The organism is Stenotrophomonas maltophilia, assembly GCF_001274595.1.
GTDB classification, from domain to species: domain Bacteria; phylum Pseudomonadota; class Gammaproteobacteria; order Xanthomonadales; family Xanthomonadaceae; genus Stenotrophomonas; species Stenotrophomonas forensis.
Window position 1 is genome coordinate 3,716,509 of sequence record NZ_CP011010.1, and the last position, 20,175, is coordinate 3,736,683.

General features: G+C 67.4%; 15 protein-coding genes. 9 read left to right on the forward strand and 6 right to left on the reverse strand.

Annotated elements, in window-relative coordinates; all coding sequences use genetic code 11:
- Nucleotides 1–132: 132 nt before the first annotated feature.
- Nucleotides 133–1,830 (forward strand): YbaL family putative K(+) efflux transporter, encoded by a 1,698-nt coding sequence (ybaL, locus tag VN11_RS17010; RefSeq protein ID WP_049456805.1) that lies wholly within the window; start codon nucleotides 133–135, stop codon nucleotides 1,828–1,830.
- Nucleotides 1,831–2,121: 291 nt separating this feature from the next.
- Here the strand turns inward: ybaL and VN11_RS17015 are convergent, their stop codons facing one another.
- Nucleotides 2,122–3,408: an O-acetylhomoserine aminocarboxypropyltransferase/cysteine synthase family protein gene (locus VN11_RS17015; RefSeq protein WP_053450588.1), complete on the reverse strand. Its 1,287-nt coding sequence runs from the start codon at nucleotides 3,406–3,408 to the stop codon at nucleotides 2,122–2,124.
- A gap of 182 nt (nucleotides 3,409–3,590) precedes the next feature.
- On the opposite strand from VN11_RS17015, the gene VN11_RS17020 reads away from it, so the two are divergent.
- The 3 genes from VN11_RS17020 to VN11_RS17030 all read left to right on the forward strand — a co-directional run bounded on the left by VN11_RS17020 (nucleotide 3,591) and on the right by VN11_RS17030 (nucleotide 6,555).
- Nucleotides 3,591–4,328: a response regulator transcription factor gene (locus tag VN11_RS17020; protein WP_053450589.1), complete on the forward strand. Its 738-nt coding sequence runs from the start codon at nucleotides 3,591–3,593 to the stop codon at nucleotides 4,326–4,328.
- Entirely contained in the window at nucleotides 4,325–5,614 is a 1,290-nt protein-coding gene (locus tag VN11_RS17025; RefSeq protein WP_053450590.1) for an ATP-binding protein, read from the forward strand. The genes VN11_RS17020 and VN11_RS17025 overlap by 4 nt, the downstream gene beginning before the upstream one ends.
- A 140-nt stretch (nucleotides 5,615–5,754) precedes the next feature.
- Nucleotides 5,755–6,555, forward strand: a complete 801-nt coding sequence (locus tag VN11_RS17030) for a MipA/OmpV family protein (protein WP_053450591.1) — start codon at nucleotides 5,755–5,757, stop codon at nucleotides 6,553–6,555.
- A gap of 67 nt (nucleotides 6,556–6,622) precedes the next feature.
- On the opposite strand, the gene clpB is transcribed toward VN11_RS17030, so the two are convergent.
- A complete protein-coding gene (gene clpB, locus VN11_RS17035; protein WP_053450592.1) occupies nucleotides 6,623–9,208 on the reverse strand; it encodes an ATP-dependent chaperone ClpB in 2,586 nt (861 codons plus the stop codon).
- 106 nt (nucleotides 9,209–9,314) lie between these two features.
- On the reverse strand, nucleotides 9,315–9,449 hold the full coding sequence (locus VN11_RS22885; RefSeq protein ID WP_258010961.1) for a hypothetical protein: 135 nt from the start codon (nucleotides 9,447–9,449) through the stop codon (nucleotides 9,315–9,317).
- A gap of 12 nt (nucleotides 9,450–9,461) precedes the next feature.
- Between VN11_RS22885 and VN11_RS17040 the strand changes: the two genes are divergently transcribed.
- The 4 genes from VN11_RS17040 to VN11_RS17055 are packed head-to-tail and all read left to right on the forward strand — an operon-like array spanning nucleotide 9,462 to nucleotide 14,890.
- Complete coding sequence (locus tag VN11_RS17040) at nucleotides 9,462–9,956, forward strand: sigma-70 family RNA polymerase sigma factor (RefSeq protein ID WP_053450593.1); 495 nt, start codon at nucleotides 9,462–9,464, stop codon at nucleotides 9,954–9,956.
- Complete coding sequence (locus VN11_RS17045; RefSeq protein WP_053450594.1) at nucleotides 9,946–10,914, forward strand: FecR domain-containing protein; 969 nt, start codon at nucleotides 9,946–9,948, stop codon at nucleotides 10,912–10,914. Before VN11_RS17040 ends, VN11_RS17045 begins: the two co-directional genes overlap by 11 nt.
- Nucleotides 10,915–10,967: 53 nt before the next feature.
- A complete protein-coding gene (locus VN11_RS17050; protein WP_053450595.1) occupies nucleotides 10,968–13,757 on the forward strand; it encodes a secretin and TonB N-terminal domain-containing protein in 2,790 nt (929 codons plus the stop codon).
- Nucleotides 13,758–13,762: 5 nt separating this feature from the next.
- The gene (locus tag VN11_RS17055; protein ID WP_238581826.1) at nucleotides 13,763–14,890 is read left to right on the forward strand and encodes a cytochrome-c peroxidase; all 1,128 of its coding nucleotides are present in this window, start codon (nucleotides 13,763–13,765) and stop codon (nucleotides 14,888–14,890) included.
- 7 nt (nucleotides 14,891–14,897) lie between these two features.
- On the opposite strand, the gene VN11_RS17060 is transcribed toward VN11_RS17055, so the two are convergent.
- Both VN11_RS17060 and VN11_RS17065 read right to left on the reverse strand, forming a co-directional pair.
- Entirely contained in the window at nucleotides 14,898–16,250 is a 1,353-nt protein-coding gene (locus tag VN11_RS17060) for an aspartyl protease family protein (RefSeq protein WP_238581827.1), read from the reverse strand.
- Nucleotides 16,251–16,324: 74 nt separating this feature from the next.
- Entirely contained in the window at nucleotides 16,325–17,149 is an 825-nt protein-coding gene (locus tag VN11_RS17065; RefSeq protein ID WP_053450598.1) for a DUF3014 domain-containing protein, read from the reverse strand.
- 172 nt (nucleotides 17,150–17,321) lie between these two features.
- Here VN11_RS17065 and VN11_RS17070 point away from each other — a divergent pair, with 172 nt between their 5' ends.
- Nucleotides 17,322–18,032, forward strand: a complete 711-nt coding sequence (locus VN11_RS17070; protein WP_053450599.1) for a glutathione S-transferase — start codon at nucleotides 17,322–17,324, stop codon at nucleotides 18,030–18,032.
- A 30-nt stretch (nucleotides 18,033–18,062) separates the two neighbouring features.
- On the opposite strand, the gene VN11_RS17075 is transcribed toward VN11_RS17070, so the two are convergent.
- A complete protein-coding gene (locus tag VN11_RS17075; RefSeq protein WP_053450600.1) occupies nucleotides 18,063–19,667 on the reverse strand; it encodes a hypothetical protein in 1,605 nt (534 codons plus the stop codon).
- Nucleotides 19,668–20,175 lie beyond the last annotated feature (508 nt).

The window sequence follows — 20,175 nt, forward strand, 5'->3', positions numbered from 1 at the left end:
GGCGCGCCGAAGGCGGGGGTAGAGGAGAAATGCATGGGCAAACCCGCCGGCCACGGCGTGTGACCGGCGGGTTTGCCGTATCTGGCCTCATCGGTGAAAATCGGGACATCCCCCCGATTTCTGCGAGAGCCGATGCACCATGACACCGACCTGATCAACATCGTGGCCGTTGGCCTGGGGCTCGCCTTCATTTTCGGCGCGCTGGCCAACAAGCTGCGCTTGTCTCCGCTGGTCGGTTATCTGGTTGCTGGCATCTGTGTAGGCCCGTTCACCCCCGGCTTCGTCGCCGACCAGGCGCTGGCCAACCAGCTGGCCGAACTGGGCGTGATGCTGCTGATGTTCGGCGTTGGCCTGCACTTCTCGCTGAAGGACCTGATGGCGGTCAAGGCCATCGCCATTCCCGGCGCCATCGGCCAGATCGCGGTGGCCACCCTGCTCGGCTGGGGCGTGGCCTCGCTGATGGGCTGGCCCGCCATCCACGGCGTCATCTTCGGATTCTCGCTGGCCACCGCCAGTACCGTGGTGCTGCTTCGGGCCATGGAGGAACGCCGCCTGCTGGAAACCATGCGCGGCAAGATCGCGGTCGGCTGGCTGATCGTGGAAGACCTGGCCTGTGTGCTGGCGCTGGTGATGATGCCGGTGATGGCCGGTGTGTTCGGCCCCGACGCGGCCAAGGAATCGCACTCGCTGGGCAGCGTGCTGGCCGACATCGGCTGGACCTTCGTGCAGCTGGGCCTGTTCGTGGCGGTGATGCTGGTGGTCGGCCGCCGGGTCATTCCGTGGATCCTGGAACGCATTGCCGGTACCGGTTCGCGCGAACTGTTCACCCTGTCGGTGCTGGCCATCGCGCTGGGCGTGGCGTTCGGCTCGGCGATGCTGTTCGGCGTTTCGTTCGCGCTGGGCGCGTTCTTCGCCGGCATGCTGCTCAACGAATCGGAACTGAGCCACAAGGCCGCGCATGATTCGCTGCCGCTGCGCGATGCGTTCGCGGTGCTGTTCTTCGTCTCGGTCGGCATGCTGTTCGACCCGAACATCCTCATCCAACACCCGTGGCAGGTACTGGCCACGGTGCTGATCATCATGTTCGGCAAGTCAGCGGCGGCATTCTTCATCGTGCGCGCCTTCGGCCACCCGACCAGCACCGCGCTGACCATCTCGGCCAGCCTGGCGCAGATCGGCGAATTCGCCTTCATCATCGCCGGCCTCGGCGTGGCCCTGCAGATTCTGCCGAAGGAAGGCCAGTCGCTGGTCCTGGCCGGTGCGCTGGTCTCGATCATGCTCAACCCGCTGGTGTTCGGCCTGCTCGACCGCTGGCAGGCCAAGCAGGAGCAGTTGCCACAGCCGCCCGAGCCGGAAGAAGCCACTGGCCCGTCCCGGGACCTGCATGACCACGCCATCGTGATCGGTTACGGCCGGGTCGGCAGCGAACTGGCGCAGGTGCTGCGCGACCGTGGCGTGCCGGTGCTGGTCATCGATGACAACAAGGAACACGTCGAGCAGGCCCACGCCAAGGGTCTGGCGGCGATCCGTGGTAGTGCCGCCGCCGACCGGGTGCTGGCCGAGGCCCACCCGGAGCGCGCGAAGATCGCGGTGTTGGCGATTCCGCAGCCGCTGGAAGCCGGCGAGGCGCTGGCCAAGCTGCGCGCGATCAATCCGGACCTGACCCTGCTGGCGCGTGCGCACAGCGATGCCGAGGTGAAGCATCTGCTGGAACACGGTGCCGATGGCACGGTGATGGCCGAGCGCGAGCTGGCCTATTCGCTGGCGGAGATGATCATGTCGACGCCGCCGTACCGGAACCTGGGGCAGCACAGTATTCCGGTGGTGTGAGGGGCAGCGTGTGCAGGGCTTGCAGCCCTGCACCTGCCGAAGCAACGGCAACAGCAACGGCAACGACAAAAGCAGAAGCTGACATTCCGTGGGATGGCGGGGTGGGTCCAGTTGCTGTTGGTGGGTGTCGACCTTGGTCGACACGGCGGCACAAAAAAAATCCCCGGTCGACCCGCATCGACCGGGGATCTGGATCGCCACGTTGCCACGCCTTGGAGAGGCAGTTCCACCGTAGCGCATCGCAGCGCCCGTGGTGATCGCCTGTGGCGATGACGACCAAGCCCGTGGCTATCAGGCGTTGGCCAGGGCCTGCTCCAGGTCCGCGCGCAGGTCGCCGATGTGCTCGATGCCGATCGACAGCCGCACGGTGTCTTCGCTGACGCCGGCCTTGGCCAGTTCGGCCGCGTCCAGCTGGCGATGGGTGGTCGAGGCCGGATGGGTGGCCAGTGATTTCGCATCGCCCAGGTTGACCAGGCGGGTGAACAGCTTCAGCGCATCGAGGAAGCGCGCGCCAGCTTCGCGCCCGCCCGGCAGGCCGAAGGTCAGCACGCCCGAGCCGTGTCCGCGCAGATAGCGCTGCGCGGCAGTGTGCTCGGGGTCGTCGACCAACCCGGCATAGCGCACCCAGGCCACCTTGGCGTGCGACTTCAGGAACTGCGCGACGGCCAGTGCGTTGGCATTGATGCGCTCCATGCGCAGGGCGAGCGTCTCGATACCCTGCAGGATCAGGAATGCATTGAACGGCGACAGCGCCGCGCCGGTGTTGCGCAGCGGCACCACCCGCGCGCGGCCGATATAGGCGGCCGGCCCCAGCGCTTCGGTGTAGACCACGCCGTGGTAGCTCGGGTCGGGCTGGTTGAGGCGGGCGAAGCGTTTTGGCTGCGCCGCCCAGTCGAAGCGGCCGGAGTCGATGATCGCGCCGCCGAGGCTGTTGCCATGGCCGCCCAGGTACTTGGTCAGCGAGTGCACCACGATGTCGGCACCGTGCTCGAACGGGCGCAGCAGGAACGGGGTGGCCACGGTGTTGTCGACGATCAGCGGCACGCCTGCCGCGTGAGCGACTTCGGCGATCGCCGCGATGTCGGTGACGTTGCCACGCGGGTTGCCGATCGACTCGACGAACACCGCCTTGGTGCGCTCGTCGATCAGCCCTGCAAACGCAGCAGGATCGGCCGGATCGGCGAAGCGCGCCTGGATGCCGTACTGCGGCAGCGTGTGCGCAAGCAGGTTGAGGCTGCCACCATACAGCGCACTGGACGCAACGATGTTGTCACCGGCCTCGGCGATGGTCTGGATCGCGTAGGTGATCGCCGCCTGCCCCGAGGCCAGTGCCAGTGCGCCGATACCGCCTTCCAGCGCGGCCAGGCGCTGCTCCAGCACGTCGGTGGTGGGGTTCATGATGCGCGTGTAGATGTTGCCGGACACCTTCAGGTCGAACAGGTCGGCACCGTGCTGGGTGTCATCGAAGGCATAGGCCACGGTCTGGTAGATCGGCACCGCTACCGCGCGGGTGGTCGGGTCGGGACGGTAGCCGCCATGCACGGCCAGGGTTTCCAGTTGCCACTGCAGGTCGCTCATTGCACCAGGCTCCATCCGGGGAAACCGCCAACATAGGCCAAGCGGAGCCTGCTGCTGAAAGCCGCTGGCGATGACGTCCATACCGCCGGTTATCAGGTTGGCCGCGATTCAGGCAGCCGTCATGGCCCGTTGCTAGGCTTCGCCGCCGGGCGATCCTGCCCGGGCACGGAGGCCCAATACGCATGCAGCCCTCTCCCTGGACACCCGCCGCCAGCGGCGCGCCGACCCCGGTCCTGCTGGTGGAAGACGATCGCCGCCTGGCCGAGCTGGTCAGCGACTATCTGCACGAACATGGCTTCGCCGTGCAGCACGTGGCCCGCGGCGACCTGGCCGGCGCGGCGTGCCGCCAGCATGCACCGGAACTGGTGGTGCTGGACCTGATGCTGCCGGGCCTGGGTGGCATCGATGTGTGCCGGCAGATCCGCAGCTTTTCCGATGTGCCGATCCTGATGCTGACCGCCTGCGAAGACGATATCGAGCAGGTACTGGGCCTGGAATCGGGCGCCGACGACTACGTGCACAAGCCGGTCGAGCCGCGCCTGCTGCTGGCCCGCCTGCGCGCCCTGCTGCGCCGCCGTCATGGCAGCAGCAACTCCGGCACGCCGTGCCGGTTGATGCATGGCGAACTGCTGATCGACCGGATGCAGCGCGAAGTACACCTGCACGGGCTGCCGGTGGAGCTGGGAACGAGTGAATTCGAGATCCTGTGGCTGCTGGCCAGCCAGCCGGGGCAGATCCTGTCGCGTGACCAGATCCTGCAGGCGGTGCGCGGCATCGGTTTCGATGGGCTGGACCGCAGCGTCGACGTCAGCATCGGCAAGCTGCGCCGCAAGCTTGGCGACGACGCACGCGAACCCCGGCGGATCAAGACCGTGTGGGGCCGCGGCTACCAGTTCAATCCCTCGGCCTGGTCAGCATGAAGCGCCTGTTCCTGTGGTTGTGGTTCGTCACCGGTGCCTGTTTCCTGGTGTCGGTGTTCGTCCTCAACCACATCCTGGACGGCATCTACCTGCCGGTACAGGATCGTGTGTTCGCCGAGCAGGTGCGCGGGCAGGTGTATGCCCTGCGCACCGGGCTGGCCGGCCTGGACGCTGCACAGCAGCGAGCGCGCGTGCAACAGTGGCAACCACACTATGGCATCGCGCTGACCCTGCTGGAGACGCCTCCCGTGCTCGACGCGCAGGAGCAGGCCCATCTGCAGGCACAGGGCTTCATCGTCCGCGATCATTACCAGCAGATCCTGTTGCCCATCGAAGATGCCGGCGGCCGCTGGCTGCACCTGCGCCTGCCCGGCGAGGTGCTGATGACCACCTACATGTCCATCGCCGCCTACCTCAGCATCCTGCTGCTGGTCGGGGCCAGCCTGTATGCCTGGGTCCGCCTGCTGTGGCGCGACCTGGAAGCGTTGCGCCTGCATGCCGACCGCATCGGCGCCGGCGACCTGCAGGCGCGGGCGCAGGTGTCGCCGCGCTCACAGATCCGGGTCATCGTCGACCATTCCAATCGCATGGCCGCGCGCGTGGCCGAGCTGGTGCAGCGCCAGCGCGACCTGACCCACGCGATCTCGCATGAACTGCGCACGCCGATTGCGCGCGTGGCGTTCGGGCTGGACCTGATGCAGGACAGCGACGATCGCGCACGTCGCGCAAGTCTGGCGCAGGGGCTGCACGGCGACCTGGCCGAACTCAACCGGCTGGTGAGCGAACTGCTGGCCTATGAACGCCTGGAACACCCCAATGAAGGAGAGCCGCTGCAACGCATCGAGGCCAACGACTGGCTGCAGGCCTGCCTGGCCGATGCGCGCCGCGACGCCGAACGTGCCGGTCTGTCACTGCGTGTGCAGCCCAGCGCGCTGCCGCGGGTGGATGCCGAGCCGCGCCTGCTGCAGCTGGCACTCAGCAACCTCGTGGGCAACGCCCTGCGCCATGCGCATTCGCAGGTGGAAGTCTCACTGGTGGGCGTTGGCGGCCGCGCCTGCCTGCGCGTGGATGACGACGGCCCCGGTATCGCCGAGGCCGACCGCGAAAAAGTGATGCGGCCATTCACCCGGCTGGATGACAGTCGCAGCCGCGATACCGGTGGTTTCGGGCTGGGCCTGGCCATCGTCAACCGCATCGCGGCGCGCCACGGCGGCGAACTGCATGTCAGCCACGCCACGCTGGGCGGTGCACGCCTGGAAATGCACTGGCCGCTGGCTGGAAGCTGAACGCCAACGGGCACGATTACATTTGATTACAACTCCCGCACAACTGCGGACGGATCAGTCGCCGGCGAATCGCCACGCTGTCGACCCTGCAGCGCGCGCCGGATGCGCGTGCTGCATTCCTCCCATTGTCGAGAGAACCCATGTCCCAGCGTCACCGTACCCCGTCCCTGCTCTGCCTGGCCCTGCTGCCGCTGTTCGCCGCGCCGATCGCCCATGCCAAGGATGACCACTGGACCTTCGAAGTCGCCGCCGGTGCCGGCGTGACCCCGCGCTACAGCGGCAGCAAGGACTTCCAGGCGTCACCGATGGTGTCCTTCGACGCCCTGTCACCCGGTGGCTGGTTTCTCGGCACCAGTGGCATCGGCTGGGGCACGGCGATCGGCGAGCATGCCCACGTGCGCGCCTACATCGGCGCCAGCGGCAGCCGCCGCGACAAGGACTCCGCCCTCGGCGGTTCCGACTTCCTGCGCGGCATGGGTGATATCCGTAGCCGTCCCCTGGTCGGCCTTTCGGCTGGTTATACGCTGGGAGAGGCCGTGCTGAGCGGCACCTGGCAATTCACGCGCAAGGACGAAGACCGCGGCGACAACGGCCTGGCCACCCAGCAGATGCACCTGAGCCTGGACCTGCCGCTGTTCGACCTGGCCGGTGGCGTGGTCAGCGGCAGCGTCTCCACCGAGTATGGCAATCGTGGCTACATGCAGACCTGGTACGGCGTCAGCCCGGAGCAGGCCGCGCGTACCGGTTTTGCCCAGCACAAGCCGAAGGCCGGGCTGGTGAGCGCCGGCCTCGGCCTGAAGTGGAGCCATCGCGTGGGCCGTAATGGCAACTGGTACATCTCGGCCGAAGGCACGCGCCTGCTCGGCGACGCCGCGGACAGCCCGATCGTGCAGAAGCCGAACCAGTTCGGCCTGATGAGCGGCTACACGCACCGCTTCTAAGAGCGGGCCGGGCCCGGCGTTGCCCACGGGAAACGGGGCGCTGCGCTCAGGCAGCGCCCCGATGGACTCACGCCTTGGCGAACACCAGGTGGCCGCCGTCGTTGCCGACTTCGATGGTGTCACCGTTGACGAAGGCGCCGGAAAGGATCTTCTGCGCCAGCGGATTTTCCAGCTGTGCCTGGATCGCGCGCTTCAACGGACGCGCGCCATACACCGGATCGAAGCCGACGTTGCCCAGCAGGTCGAACGCAGCATCGGACACCACCAGCTTCAAGCCGCGCTCGGCCAGGCGCTTTTCCAGGCCGCGCATCTGGATGCGCGCGATCTGCTTGATCTGCTGCTTGTCCAGCGGGTGGAACACCACGATGTCGTCCAGGCGGTTGATGAACTCCGGGCGGAAGTGCGCCTGCACCACGCCCATCACCGCCGCCTTCATCTGCGTGTAGGCCTCCGGGCTGTCATCACTGCTCATGTCCTGGATCTGGTGCGAGCCCAGGTTCGAGGTCATCACGATGACGGTGTTGCGGAAGTCCACGGTGCGGCCCTGGCCATCGGTCAGGCGGCCATCGTCCAGCACCTGCAGCAGGATGTTGAACACATCCGGATGCGCCTTCTCCACTTCGTCCAGCAGGATCAGCGAATACGGACGGCGGCGCACCGCTTCGGTCAGGTAACCACCCTCTTCGTAACCCACGTAGCCCGGAGGGGCACCGATCAGGCGGGCGACGCTGTGCTTCTCCATGAACTCGCTCATGTCGATGCGGATCATCGCGTCGGCACTGTCGAACAGGAACTCGGCCAGCGACTTGCACAGCTCGGTCTTGCCCACGCCGGTCGGGCCGAGGAACAGGAACGAGCCAGCCGGCCGGTTCGGATCGGACAGGCCGGCACGCGAACGGCGCACGGCGTCGGAGACGACCTTGATCGCTTCCTCCTGGCCGACCACGCGGTTGTGCAGCACCTCTTCCATGCGCAGCAGCTTGTCGCGCTCACCTTCGAGCATCTTGTTGACCGGAATGCCGGTCCAGCGCGACACGACCTCGGCGATCTCCTCGTCGGTAACCCGGTCCTGCACCAGCTTGAAGTCCTTGTGTTCGGCCTCCTGCGCAGCGGCCAGCTGCTTTTCCAGCTGCGGCAGCAGGCCATACTGGATCTCGCTCATCCTGGCGAAATCCTGGCGGCGCTGCGCCGATTCCAGCTCCAGCTTGGCCTGCTCGACCTGCTCCTTGATCTTGGTTGCACCCTGCAGCGCGGCCTTCTCCGACTTCCAGATTTCATTGAGGTCGGAGAACTCGCGCTCCAGCGCCTCGATGTCGTTTTCCAGATCGGCCAGGCGCTGCCGCGAAGCCTCGTCCTTTTCCTTCTTCAGCATCTCGCGCTGGATCTTCAACTGGATTACCCGGCGTTCCAGGCGATCCAGCTCTTCCGGCTTGGAGTCGATTTCCATGCGCAGGCGCGAGGCGGCCTCGTCCATCAGGTCGATGGCCTTGTCCGGCAACTGGCGGTCGGTGATGTAGCGGTTGGACAGCGTGGCGGCGGCCACGATGGCCGGGTCGGTGATTTCCACGCCGTGGTGAACGGCGTACTTCTCCTTCAGCCCGCGCAGGATGGCGATGGTGTCTTCCACCGACGGCTCGCCCACGAACACCTTCTGGAAACGGCGCTCCAGCGCGGCATCCTTTTCGATGTACTTGCGGTACTCATCCAGCGTGGTGGCACCCACGCAGTGCAGCTCGCCGCGCGCCAGTGCAGGCTTGAGCATGTTGCCGGCATCCATCGCGCCATCGGCCTTGCCGGCGCCGACCATGGTGTGCAGTTCGTCGATGAACAGGATGATCTGCCCCTCGCTCTTGGCCAGGTCGTTGAGCACGCCCTTCAGGCGCTCCTCGAATTCACCGCGGAACTTGGCACCGGCAATCAGCGCGCCCATATCCAGCGACAGCACGCGCTTGCCGCGCAGGCCCTCGGGCACCTCGTCATTGATGATGCGCTGGGCCAGGCCTTCGACAATGGCAGTCTTGCCTACGCCGGGTTCGCCGATCAGCACCGGGTTGTTCTTGGTCCGGCGCTGCAGCACCTGGATGGTGCGGCGGATTTCCTCGTCACGGCCGATCACCGGATCCAGCTTGCCGCTCTCGGCGCGCGCGGTCAGGTCGATGGTGTACTTTTCCAGCGCCTGCCGCTGCTCTTCGGCATTCTCCGACTGCACGTTCTCGCCGCCACGCAGCTTGTCGATGGCAGTCTGCAGGCGGGTCTTGTCGGCACCGGCGGCGCGCAGCGCCATGCCCAGCGTGCCGCCATCCTCCAGCGCGGCCAGCACGAACCACTCGCTGGCGATGAAGGCATCACCGTGCTGCTGGGCCAGCTTGTCGGTCTGGTTCAGCAGGCGCCCCAGGTCGTTGCCCATCGAGACGTTGCCGGCCTGGCCGGACACCTTGGGCAACGCATCCAGCGCCTCGGTCAGGCGCTCGCGCAGCACCGGCACGTTCACCCCGGCCTGGGCCAGCAACGGGCGCGTGCTGCCACCCTGCTGGTCCAGCAGCGCGCTGAACAGGTGAACCGGTTCGATGATGCTGTTGTCGCGGCCCACGGCCAACGACTGTGCGTCTGCCAGCGCCTGCTGGAAACGCGAGGTGAGCTTGTCCATCCGCATTGCGAAACCTCATCGGTGATCAGGGCCGGCCACTGCCGGCGATGCTGGAAAGATGCGGTTGCCCCACCCCGTTTCAAGGGTGACTGCGACTGCATCCGGAGGCCAGTCAGCCCGCGGCCAGCATGCCGCACCGCATGTTGCCGCCGCGTTGATCCTGCGCAAGCCAGCGCGCGCCTGGCACTGGAATCGGCGCATCACGGATGCGATACTTGCGAATCATTCTCATTTCGATCAAGGCCACGCGTCCCCCTCCATGCCTCCCCACCACGAACAACTGGGCGTGCTGTACCGCGATCACCGGGCCTGGCTGCAGGGCTGGCTGAGCGGCCGCGTAGGCAATCGCGATGTAGCCGATGACCTTACCCAAGACACCTTCGCGCGACTACTGCAGGGCCGCGACCTGGCCGCACTGCGCGAGCCGCGCGCGTTCCTGACTACGGTCGCGCGCGGGCTGGCCGCCAACTGGTTCCGGCGCCAGGCACTGGAGCGCGCCTACCTGGAGTACCTGGCGCAGTTTCCACAGCCGGTGCTGCCCTCGCTGGAGGAGCAGGCGCTGGTGCGCGAGGCCCTGCAGCAGATCGACACGATGCTCGACGGCCTGCCCGCGATGGCACGCCGGGTGTTCCTGCTGGCGCAGTTCGATGGGCTTCGCTATGAGGCCATCAGCGAACAGCTGGGGCTGTCACTGTCGACGGTGAAGCGGCACATGAAGCGGGCGCTGCTGGGCTGCCTGGCGCATGCCGGCTGAGACCGCCGCCGCACCGGCCCTTCCGCCGCGCGTATTGGAACAGGCCGCCGACTGGCTGATGCGCCTGCACGAGGACGACAGCGCGGCGCAGCGCGCGCAATGGCAACGCTGGCACGATGCCGATCCGGCACACGCCCACGCCTGGCAGCGCGCGGAACGTCTGTTGGCGCTGACCGCTCAGGTGCCTACAGCGCTGGCCCAGCGCACCCTGCAGCCGCCCGCGTCTGCTGGGCGCCGCGCCGTACTGCGCAGCGTCGCCGCTCTGCTGGTGGCGCCACTCGGTGGATGGCTGGCCTGGCGGTTGTGGGACGACGCGGCGTGGGATGCCAGTGCGCGCACGGCGGTGGGCGAGCGCGCCCAGCAGGTGCTGGACGATGGCAGCGTGCTGCACCTGGATACCGGCACTGCGGTCGACATCGCATTCGATGCGCATGCGCGCCTTCTGCGGCTGCGCCATGGGCAGATGCTGGTGGAGACAGCCGCGGATCCACAACGCCCGGCGAGGCCGTTCCGGGTCACGACCCCCTACGGCACGCTGCAGGCACTTGGCACCCGTTTCAGCGTGCGCCTGTTCGGGGACGACGCCCTGCTGGTCGTCCAGCACGGCGCGGTGCGGATCTCCACACCGGGTCAACAGCGCCAGGTCGACGCCGGACAGCAGCTGCGCTGGAACCTGACCCGGCTGCCACCTCCCAAGCCTGCACCACCCGGCGCTGACGCGTGGGTCCGGGGCATGCTGGTCGCCGATGCAATGCCGCTGCAGCAGGTTCTGCAGGAGCTGGGGCGCTACCAGCACCGCTGGCTGCGCGTGGATCCGCGCGTCGCCGGCCTGCCGGTGTCCGGCGCATTCCCGCTGGACGACCTGCAACGCAGCCTGTCGATGCTTGCCGCCACCCACGCGCTGCGGATCGAGCAGGGGCTGTGGATCCACGTGTCGGCTGCGGGACATCGCGGCTGACACTTTTCCGAGCGTCGCGTGGCAGAGGGTATGAACCCCTCATTTTTCTCCCCATGACCGTGAACCTGCCCCGGCTTCGACTGAGCCTCCTCGCCACCGCGCTCGCCGCCACACCCGCGCTGGCTCAATCACCGCCCGATGAATCCCTGCACGTCCAGCGCAGCATTCTCTCGCTGGGCAGTGCACTGGGCGCGTTCGCCGCCGAGCATGGCGTGGCCCTGTCCTTCGACCCCGCGCTGACCCGTGGCCGCCAGGCTCCATCGATTGCCACAGGCCTGGACGTGGACGCAGGGTTCGACGCACTGCTCCACGGCAGCGGGCTGCGCGCGGTGCGCCGCGCCGATGGCAGCTACACCTTGCAGCGTGCGCAGGTGTCGGCAGGCGCACGACGCACCAGTACCCTGCACGTGCCGGGGCAGGACGCCGGCTCGACCTTCGGGGGCAGCCTGCAACTGGACCGCAGCTACGTCGCGGCGCAGGCCGCCGGCAACGGTGACATCACCCGGCTGCTGCGCATCCATCCCGCCGTGCAGTTCGACAATGCCGACCAGGGCAGCTTCAGCCCCGGCGAGATCCGCCCTGCGGAAATCAGCATCAATGGTGCGAAGTTCTATCAGAACGCGTTCATCGTCGATGGCATGAACTTCAACAACGACATCGACCCGGGTGCGGATCCGGAGGTATACCGGCTGTTCTCCGTTCCAGGCGGCTCGCAGGCGCTGGCACTGGACAGCAGCCTGCTGGAAGACATCACCGTGCATGACAGCAACGTTTCGGCCGCCTATGGTGGATTCAACGGCGGCGTTGTCGAAGCGAGCACCCGGCGACCATCACGCACCTTCAGCGGCCGCCTGTCCACCCAGTCCTCGCGATCTTCGTGGACACGCTACCACCTGGACTCCACCGTCGCAGACAGCTACCAGAAGGCGTCCGGCGCGAATGACGGGCAGCCGGAATTCAAGAAGACCACCACGCGCGCCGATCTGGAGGGCTATCTGACCGACCGCATCGGCGTCCTGGCCAGTTTCACCCGCAAACGCTCGACCATTCCCACCTACAACCTGCAGTCGCACCTGGTCGACGACGCGCATCCGGAGAAACAGATCCAGCGGCGCAGCATCGACAATCTGTTCGTCAAGGCGGTCTGGGAAGCGAGCGACACGCTCGACATCGAGGCGAGCTTTACCCGTGCGCCGGAGGAATCCCACTACTTCCGCTCCAACGTCCCCGGTGCCGGCATCGACATCATTGGCGGCGGCCGCCAGGCGATGCTCAAGGCGACGTGGTCGCCGCAATGGGGCACTCTGACCCAGCAGGTGGGCTGGAGTTCTACCGAGCAGTCCCGCCATCCGCAGTCTGCGGACTACATGAGCTGGCACTGGGCCGAGGGCAAGGACTGGGGAGCCTCAGGCAGCTCGCTGGAAGGTGAATTCGGCGATATTGACCAGGCGCAGAAGACGCTCCAGTACCGTGCCGATCTGATACTGGCACCGCGACGCTGGCTGGGCATGGAGCATCGTTTCGCGACAGGCGTCCAGTACCAGCACCAGGATGTCGACTACGAGCGCCTGGACGACACCTACATCTATGTCTCGCCGGCGCGCACCACCAGCTGTACCAACAAGGCCGGCATCACCGACACGCAGACCTGCTGGATGGGCCTGACCCGCACCGGCCGCGCCAACACCAGCAACTGGCCCGGACAGTTCTTCACCAGCCGCACCTATTACACGCGCGGCCGGCTGGACTTCCAGATCGACAGCTGGAGCGCCTACGCCGAAGACAGCATCCGCGCGGGGCGCCTGTCGTTGCGTCCCGGCCTGCGCATCGACCATGACAGCTACATGCAGCACACCACGGTCGCACCGCGCCTGGCGATGTCACTGGATCTCGACACCGCCGGCGACACCCAGCTGATCGCGGGCGCCAACCGCTACTACGGCCGCAACGCGGCCACGTGGCGGCTGCGCGATGGCCTTGATCGGCTGCAATACAGGAACCAGCGCCGCCCCACCCTCGACAGCGAGTGGACCGCAGGTACGCAGACCGCCAACGGGCTGCATTTCGATCGCCTGAGAATCGCCTACGACGATGAGCTGATGCTGGGCGTCAAGCAGCAATGGAAGGGCTGGGAGTTCCTCGGCAAGGTCGTCAACCGCAAGGGGCGTGACCAGGTCGTGCGTTCCAGCAGCCGGGTGCAGGACGAACGCGCGGATGACCCTTCGCTGGCCACCCACTACGAAACCTGGAGCAACGACGGCCGCAGCGAGACACAGATCATCAGCCTTACCGTGCGCCCCCTGCACCGCCTGCAGTTCGGCGGAACCAGCACCACGGGCCTGCTGGCGCTGGACTGGACCGACAGCCGCTCTTCTGCGCCCGACTACGAGGACGACTTCAGCACCGCGTACTACGAGAATCCGATCATCCGCTACGACGGCAGCTACATCCGCTACCGCGATCGTCCGGCAGACAACTTCAACCGCCCATGGACCGCGCGACTGGCCACCACCACGCACATCCCGGCAGCTCGGCTGACCTGGGGCAATACGCTCCGCTACCGGGCCGGGTATCGCGCGATCCGGGACACCGGACTGAAGGATGTCCATGACGGCCAGAGCGTCGCGGTCTGGGAAAGACGGCGGTTTGCCCCTTCGTTGATCTGGGACATGCGCATCGGCTGGGAGCAGCCGTTGTCGACGATGGGCACGGTGTTCGCCAACGTGGATGTGTTCAACGTGCTGGATCGGCGCGCGGTGAATGGCGTATCCAGCAGTGTCAGCCGCGCGCCGTACTACGAAATGGGACGCTCGTTCTGGCTCGAAGTGGGCTACCGGTTCTGAGGCCCGTGCGCCGCCGCAGGCTTGGCTGGAGTGCAGTGCTGGTCAGCGCCGTGCTGGCCAGCGCTGCACAGCCACGTCCTTCCCAGCCGGTCTGCGCGCCTGCTCCGGGCAAGGCGGAACGCTGGGATGGCGCCTGCCTGCGTGCGCTCTACAGCAGCCCCAGTACGCGCTGGCCCGCGCCGGAGGTCGAACCCGGCGTGGCGTGGAAGGAACTGGCCCCACTGCCGTCGCCCGTCGATCCACCGGACAATCCTTCCACGCCAGCCAAGGTGGCACTGGGGCGGCGGCTGTTCTTCGATCCGGTTCTTTCGAAGTCGCGGCAGCTGGCCTGCGCCAGCTGCCACGATCCGGACCTGGGCTGGGCCGATGGTCGCCGCGTGTCCTTCGGTCATGATCGCCAGCCCGGCCGCCGCAATGCACCCAGCGTGGCCACCAGCGCACAGGTGGCACCGCTGTTCTGGGATGGACGCGCGGCCACGCTGGAAGCGCAGGCGCTGCATCCCATCGCCGATCCCATCGAGATGGGGTTCACCACGCAGGGCGCCGTGCGTCGCCTGCGCCGCGATGCATCCTATCGTGCTGACTTCGCCGCGGTGTTCGCGCAGCCGCGCATCGATGCCGCCCAGCTCGGCCAGGCCATCGCCGCCTTCGAGCGCAGCCTGACGCCGCGCAACAGTCGCTTCGATCGCTTCCTGCGCGGCGATACGCGTGCACTGGACGACGCCCAGCTGCGCGGCCTGCACCTGTTCCGCACGCAGGCCGGTTGCATGAACTGCCACAGCGGGGCAGCACTGACCGACAACGGCTTCCACAACCTGGGCCTGCATTTCCACGGCCGCGCGCGGCAGGATCTGGGGCGCTACGAAGTGACCGGCGATCCCGCCGACAGCGGGCGCTTCCGCACGCCCTCGCTGCGAGGCGTGGCCAACACGGCACCGTACATGCACAACGGCCTGATCCCGCGCCTGTCGGGCGTGCTGGCGTTCTACAACGTGGGCGGCGCGCGCCCGCGCGCACCGGGCTCGCTGCCGGCTGATGCGGCGCCGTTCCCAGAGCCGGATCCACTGCTGCGGCCGCGCGGGCTGGGCCGCCAGGATCTGCAGGACATCGAGGCGTTCCTGCAGAGCCTGTAGCCGCGGATCAGCCGCCTGCAGGCAGCGTGGTAGCCGGCTTGGGCGGCAACAGCGGTGGCGCCGCCGCAACGGCCACCGGGCAGCCATAGGTGCCTTCAACATCCATGTACAGGCTGTAGCGCTGGGTCGCGGCAAAGCCCACGCGCCAGTCCGGGTTGAACAGCGGGTTGGGCCCGGGCGCCAGCCCCAGGTCCATCGGCAGGTTCAGCACTTCTTCCCCGATCATGACCGGCGTGGTCGCCTCCACGAACTGGATGTCTTCGCTGCCTTCGGTGGTGATCACGTTCTTGCGCCGGATCGCCGACGCGGGTGGCGTGGCCGGCAACGTTCCGCGGGCCTGGAAGGCGCCGTTGAAGCCGGTATCCACCTTGACCAGCACGTTCTGCTTGCCAGCGCGGATCGGATAGCGGACGTCGTACGCATCCGCCCATAGCGAGGACAGCGTGGCCATCCGCCGCGTGCACGGCACCGGACTGGCCGTGGCCTGGATCACCAGCGCATCCTTGTTGACCCGCACCCGGCCCAACGCGCGCAGCACGTCCAGGCCGATGCGTGGCAGGTCGTCCTGGCCCAGTACCGCAAAGGACACATCGCGAACGGCGACACCACCGATGTCCAGCTCGACCGGTGCTGCCAGCGCATACAACTTGCCAGGGCTGCCATCGACCGCCATGAAGCCCTCGGTCAGCGTCAAGCCAAGCTCGGTCGCCAGCGCTCGGCCGATGCGCGAGTGTGCGGCGCCGCTGTCCAGATGCACGCGCAGCTCGCGTTCACCGGCTGCGGTGCGCAGCTTCAGGCTGAGCGTCGGCAGTTCGTTGTCCAACTGCAGGGGGACACTGACGTCGCGGGCAGGCGCCTGCGCCGCCATGGCGTTGCGCGGCCATGCGGTAAACCGCTCGAAATGCGGCTCGCTGATGCCGGCAAGATGGATGTCGCGCAGCTTGGGGCTCAGCATGGGGCGGATATCGCGCTCCATCAGCGTGCGGACCTGGAGCATCTGCGTCGCCCAACCCGCGATATCGCCCCGCAGGAGCAGATTGCCGGCCAGGGTGGCCGAACACAGGTACTCGACCCCCTTCACACTGTCGGCCGCCTCGCTGGCCACGGCCTCCAGGCACTCCTGGGCCGCCTGGCTGGAGCGGTCCAGCTCGCCGCGCACGCGGTAGAAACCCGCCTGGCCCAGCTTGCCCTTCACACCGGGTGACTTGCCCAGCGTCTGCAGCCGGGACAGTTCGGCAAGGCGCACGCTGCGGGTGTAGCCGTAGGGATCGCCCAGTTCGCCATCGCGCGTCTCAACGGCCGCCGCCGAGGCCACTGTCGTGGCGAACAACGCACTCACGCCCAACCACATTCGATGCATCGAGGTCACTCCTGTCTACCTGACCCCAACCGTATCACGCTGGCGATGACACCTGCCCCTGCAGTCTTCAGTCTTCAGCCGCGAGCGATCGCGCTGCGGATCGCCTGCAGCTGCTGCTTGACCGCCCGCGCCTGCGCCGCGTCCATGCGCAGCAGCGCCTTCTGGCCGATCGACCTCGACTGCAACGTGGGATCGACAAAGCGGTAGCGGCCGCGTTCATCGCGTTCCACCTGCGGCGACTGCACCAGTTCCGGCGTGTCCAGCAGATGGTCGATCACCGCGACCAGGCGGTCGTTGAAATAGCCTTCGGGCCGGCCCAGGTCGACATAGGCCTGCTGGATCAGCGGATAGAAGCGCTTGTACGCAGCCGCCGTCGCCGCGGGGTCCAGCGCAGTGAACGCCTGCACGTAGGGCGCATAGCGCGCCGCATTGGCCGCGGCAATCCGCTCGCCGCTTTCAACGGGTTCCACCTGCAGGCTGCCCGGCAGTGGGCGCGCGGCCAGTGCGGTCGGCGGCACACTGGGCTTGTCCAGGTTGTCGACCTGGGTCACCAGGCGCTGGATCAGATGATCGCGCAGCAGCAGGGTCAACGGCCCCTCGCCCTGGAACAGCTGGCTCAGCGCGCCCCAGGCGGCGGCATCGCCGTCAGCCAGCTTCGGCAGCGCCGGGTCGGCGGCGGCCCCGGTATCGAGCGGATGCTTGATCGGCGGGGGTGCTGGCGCGGGCGCTGTGGTTGCCTTCGGTTGTGGCGGTGCACCGCTGCTGGCGGGAGGTGACTGCACCGGCACCGACACACCGTCCGCCAGGCCCTTCAGCTGATCGCGGAACAACCAGCCCCCCGCGCCACCGATCACCACCACGCCCAGCACCCAGGGCCATACCGCCTTTCCACTCTGCATGATGCAGTCCCTCGTTGTTCACCTGCATGGACAAGGTGTGACCGGATTGATTGCGGTGGGTTCCCCGCCTGTTCCGCTGCCGTTGGGGTTGGGGCCTGCGCATGCGCCACGCTCACGCCTGCTTTGCACACCCTGCGCGAGGCTGGGGATCTTGTCGTGCGGAGACGCTGCCATGCAGTACGCGCTGTACTACTGGACCGGCATCCAGGGCCGGGGTGAATTCGTGCGGCTGGCGCTGGAAGATGCCGGCGCCGATTACATCGACATGGCGCGGGTGCATGGCGATGCAGTAATGCAGCCGTTCCTCGATGGAAACAGCGAGGGAGCACTGCCCTTCGCACCACCGTTCCTGAAGGCGGGCCGCCAGGTGATCGCGCAGGTGGCGGCAATCCTGGATTTTCTCGGTCCGACCCTGGATCTGGTGCCGCAGGCCGCGTCGCGGCGGATGCAGGCGCTGCAGTTGCAACTGACCATCGCCGACCTGGTGGCCGAGGTGCATGACACCCACCATCCGATCGCCGCGTCGAAATACTACGAAGAGCAGAAGACCGAGGCCAAGGCACGTGCGGCTTCACTGCGTGGCGAACGACTGCCGAAGTTCCTCGGCCATTTCGAACAGGTACTGGCCGCCAACGGTGGCCGCCATGCCCTGCGCGAGCACTCCTATGTGGACCTGTCGCTGTTCCAGCTGCTGAGTGGGCTGGACTACATGTTCCCACGGCGGATGCAGGCGTTGGCGCCCACCCTGCCCCTGCTGCGTGCGCTGCAGGAGCGCGTGGCGAAGCGCCCGAACATCGCCGCCTACCTCACTTCGGAACGGCGGCTGGCGTTCAATACCAACGGCATCTTCCGCCACTACCCGGAACTCGACGCAGAACGGTAGTGCCGGCTGCTGGCCGGCATCACCGTGCGGTCAGCTGACCCCGCCCAGCGGCTTCACCGCCTGCTTCTGCAACGACAACAGCCCCAGCAGCAGCGCGAGCGCCACGTAAGCGCCGGCGAACTGCCAGCTGATGATGCGCGCCAGCCCGTCCAGGTCCCACGGCAGGTAGATGCCACCGCGCGGGTCCACCGAGTGGATCAGGCCGAACAGGGTCAACAGCGCAGCCACCAGCAGGAAACCGCAGGCGCGGCGCAGGCGACCATCAATCATCGCCGCCACTACCGAGATCCACAGCATCGAGGTGATGATGAAGCCGTTGCCGAGAGTGAAGATCACCGCCAGTTCCGGCAGGCCATGGCCGTCGAGCTTGGTCAACAGCTGCGGCAGCTGGTCCGGTGCGATCCAGCCTGGCGCCTTGATCGCCAGCAGGTACGCCACCGACGGCAGGAAGCCGAACACCATCGCACCGGTGTGGTGGCGTGGCGTGGCCTGGAACGCCTGGGTGGTGATGTCGATGGCCACGTACACGATGATCGGTGCCAGCACCGCCAGCGGCAGCCACTGCACCAGCCCGGAGATGATGCCAAGCATGCCGCCGATGCCGACGAACAGGCCGGTCAGCAGCGTATAGCCGCTGCGCGCCCCCATGTGCTTGTAGGCCGGCTGGCCGATGTACGGCGTGGTCTGCGCAACGCCGCCGCAGACACCGGCCACCAGCGTGGCCACCGCTTCCACCAGCAGGATGTCGCGGGTGCGGTAGTCATCACCGGCCGCGCGTGCGCTTTCGGACACGTTGATGCCGCCGACCACCATCAGCAGGCCGAACGGCAGCAGCAGCGGCAGGTAGGTCATCGCCGTGGGCAGGCCATCAAGGAAACCCAGCGTCGGCAGCGGCAGCACCACCTGCGGCGGCACCCACGCCGGCACATGGAAGCCCGGCGCGCCCAGCCCTGCCAGGCCCAGGCCGTAATACAGCACGGTGCCGAACACGAAGGCCAGCAGCACGCCCGGGCCACGCACCGGCAGCTTGCCCTTGGCAATCAGCACGTACAGCAGCAGGCCCAGCGTGGTGAAGCCGACCAGCGGCGAGCGCAGCGTTTCCAGCAGCGGCAGCAGGCCCATCAGCACCAGCGCGATGCCGGCGATGGACCCCAGCAGCGCGGCACGTGGCAGCGCGCGGGTGACCGCTTCGCCGAAGAACGACAGCACGAACTTCAGCAGGCCCATGATGACCAGCGCGGCCATGCCCAGCTGCCAGGTGGCGATGCCGGCGGCATGCGGGTCCAGGCCCTGCTGCTTGAAGGCGATGAAGGCCGGGCCGAGCACCAGCAGGGCCATGCCGATGCTGGTCGGCGCGTCCAGGCCCAGCGGCATGGCGGTGACATCGTCGCGGCCGGTGCGCGCGGCCAGCCGTCGCGCCATCAGCGTGTACAGCAGGTTGCCGACCAGCACGCCGAAGGCGGTACCGGGGAACATGCGGCCGAACACTACGTCGGCGGGGAACTGGAAGATGCCGACCAGGGCCATGGCAATGAAGCCGAGGATGGAGAGGTTGTCGACGACCAGGCCGAAGAAGCCGTTGAAGTCGCCGGCAACGAACCAGCGACGCGGTGCGGCGGAAGCGGGAGCGGACATGGAAGGGGCGGTGGGGGTGGGGGTGGGGACCGCCGATGGTAGGCCCAGCGGGGCCGGCGCGCCAATTCCGTCATGGAATGATGGGTTCCAGCCAACGGCGGGGCCCCTCGTGGCTGGGGCGCGAACAGCGATTTCCTCGGCAGGGCCGGGCGGGTAGGTGGCGCGGGGGACGCCGTAAACCCATCCCTGGGGGCTTGGCCGCGGCATCCATGCCGCGGACACCCCCGCGCCACCTACCCGCCCGACCCCTGACAGTTTCCTGCGCGTGCCAGCCACGGAAAAGAATCAAAAGATCAAAAGCAAAAGCGGGTCGCTTCGCTCTGAGCCGAGCATGGCTCGGCTCTACAGAAGATCATTCCGAACACTCTTTCGCTCATCCATACATGGCGTGGACCTATCGACAGATCGCGGAAATCTGTCGAAGGCGGGGTGGGTCCGGTTGCGGGGGCGTGAGCCGCATGGATGCGGCGACCGAGCTTACATGGGTGAGGGCGCTTTGCTTGCGAAG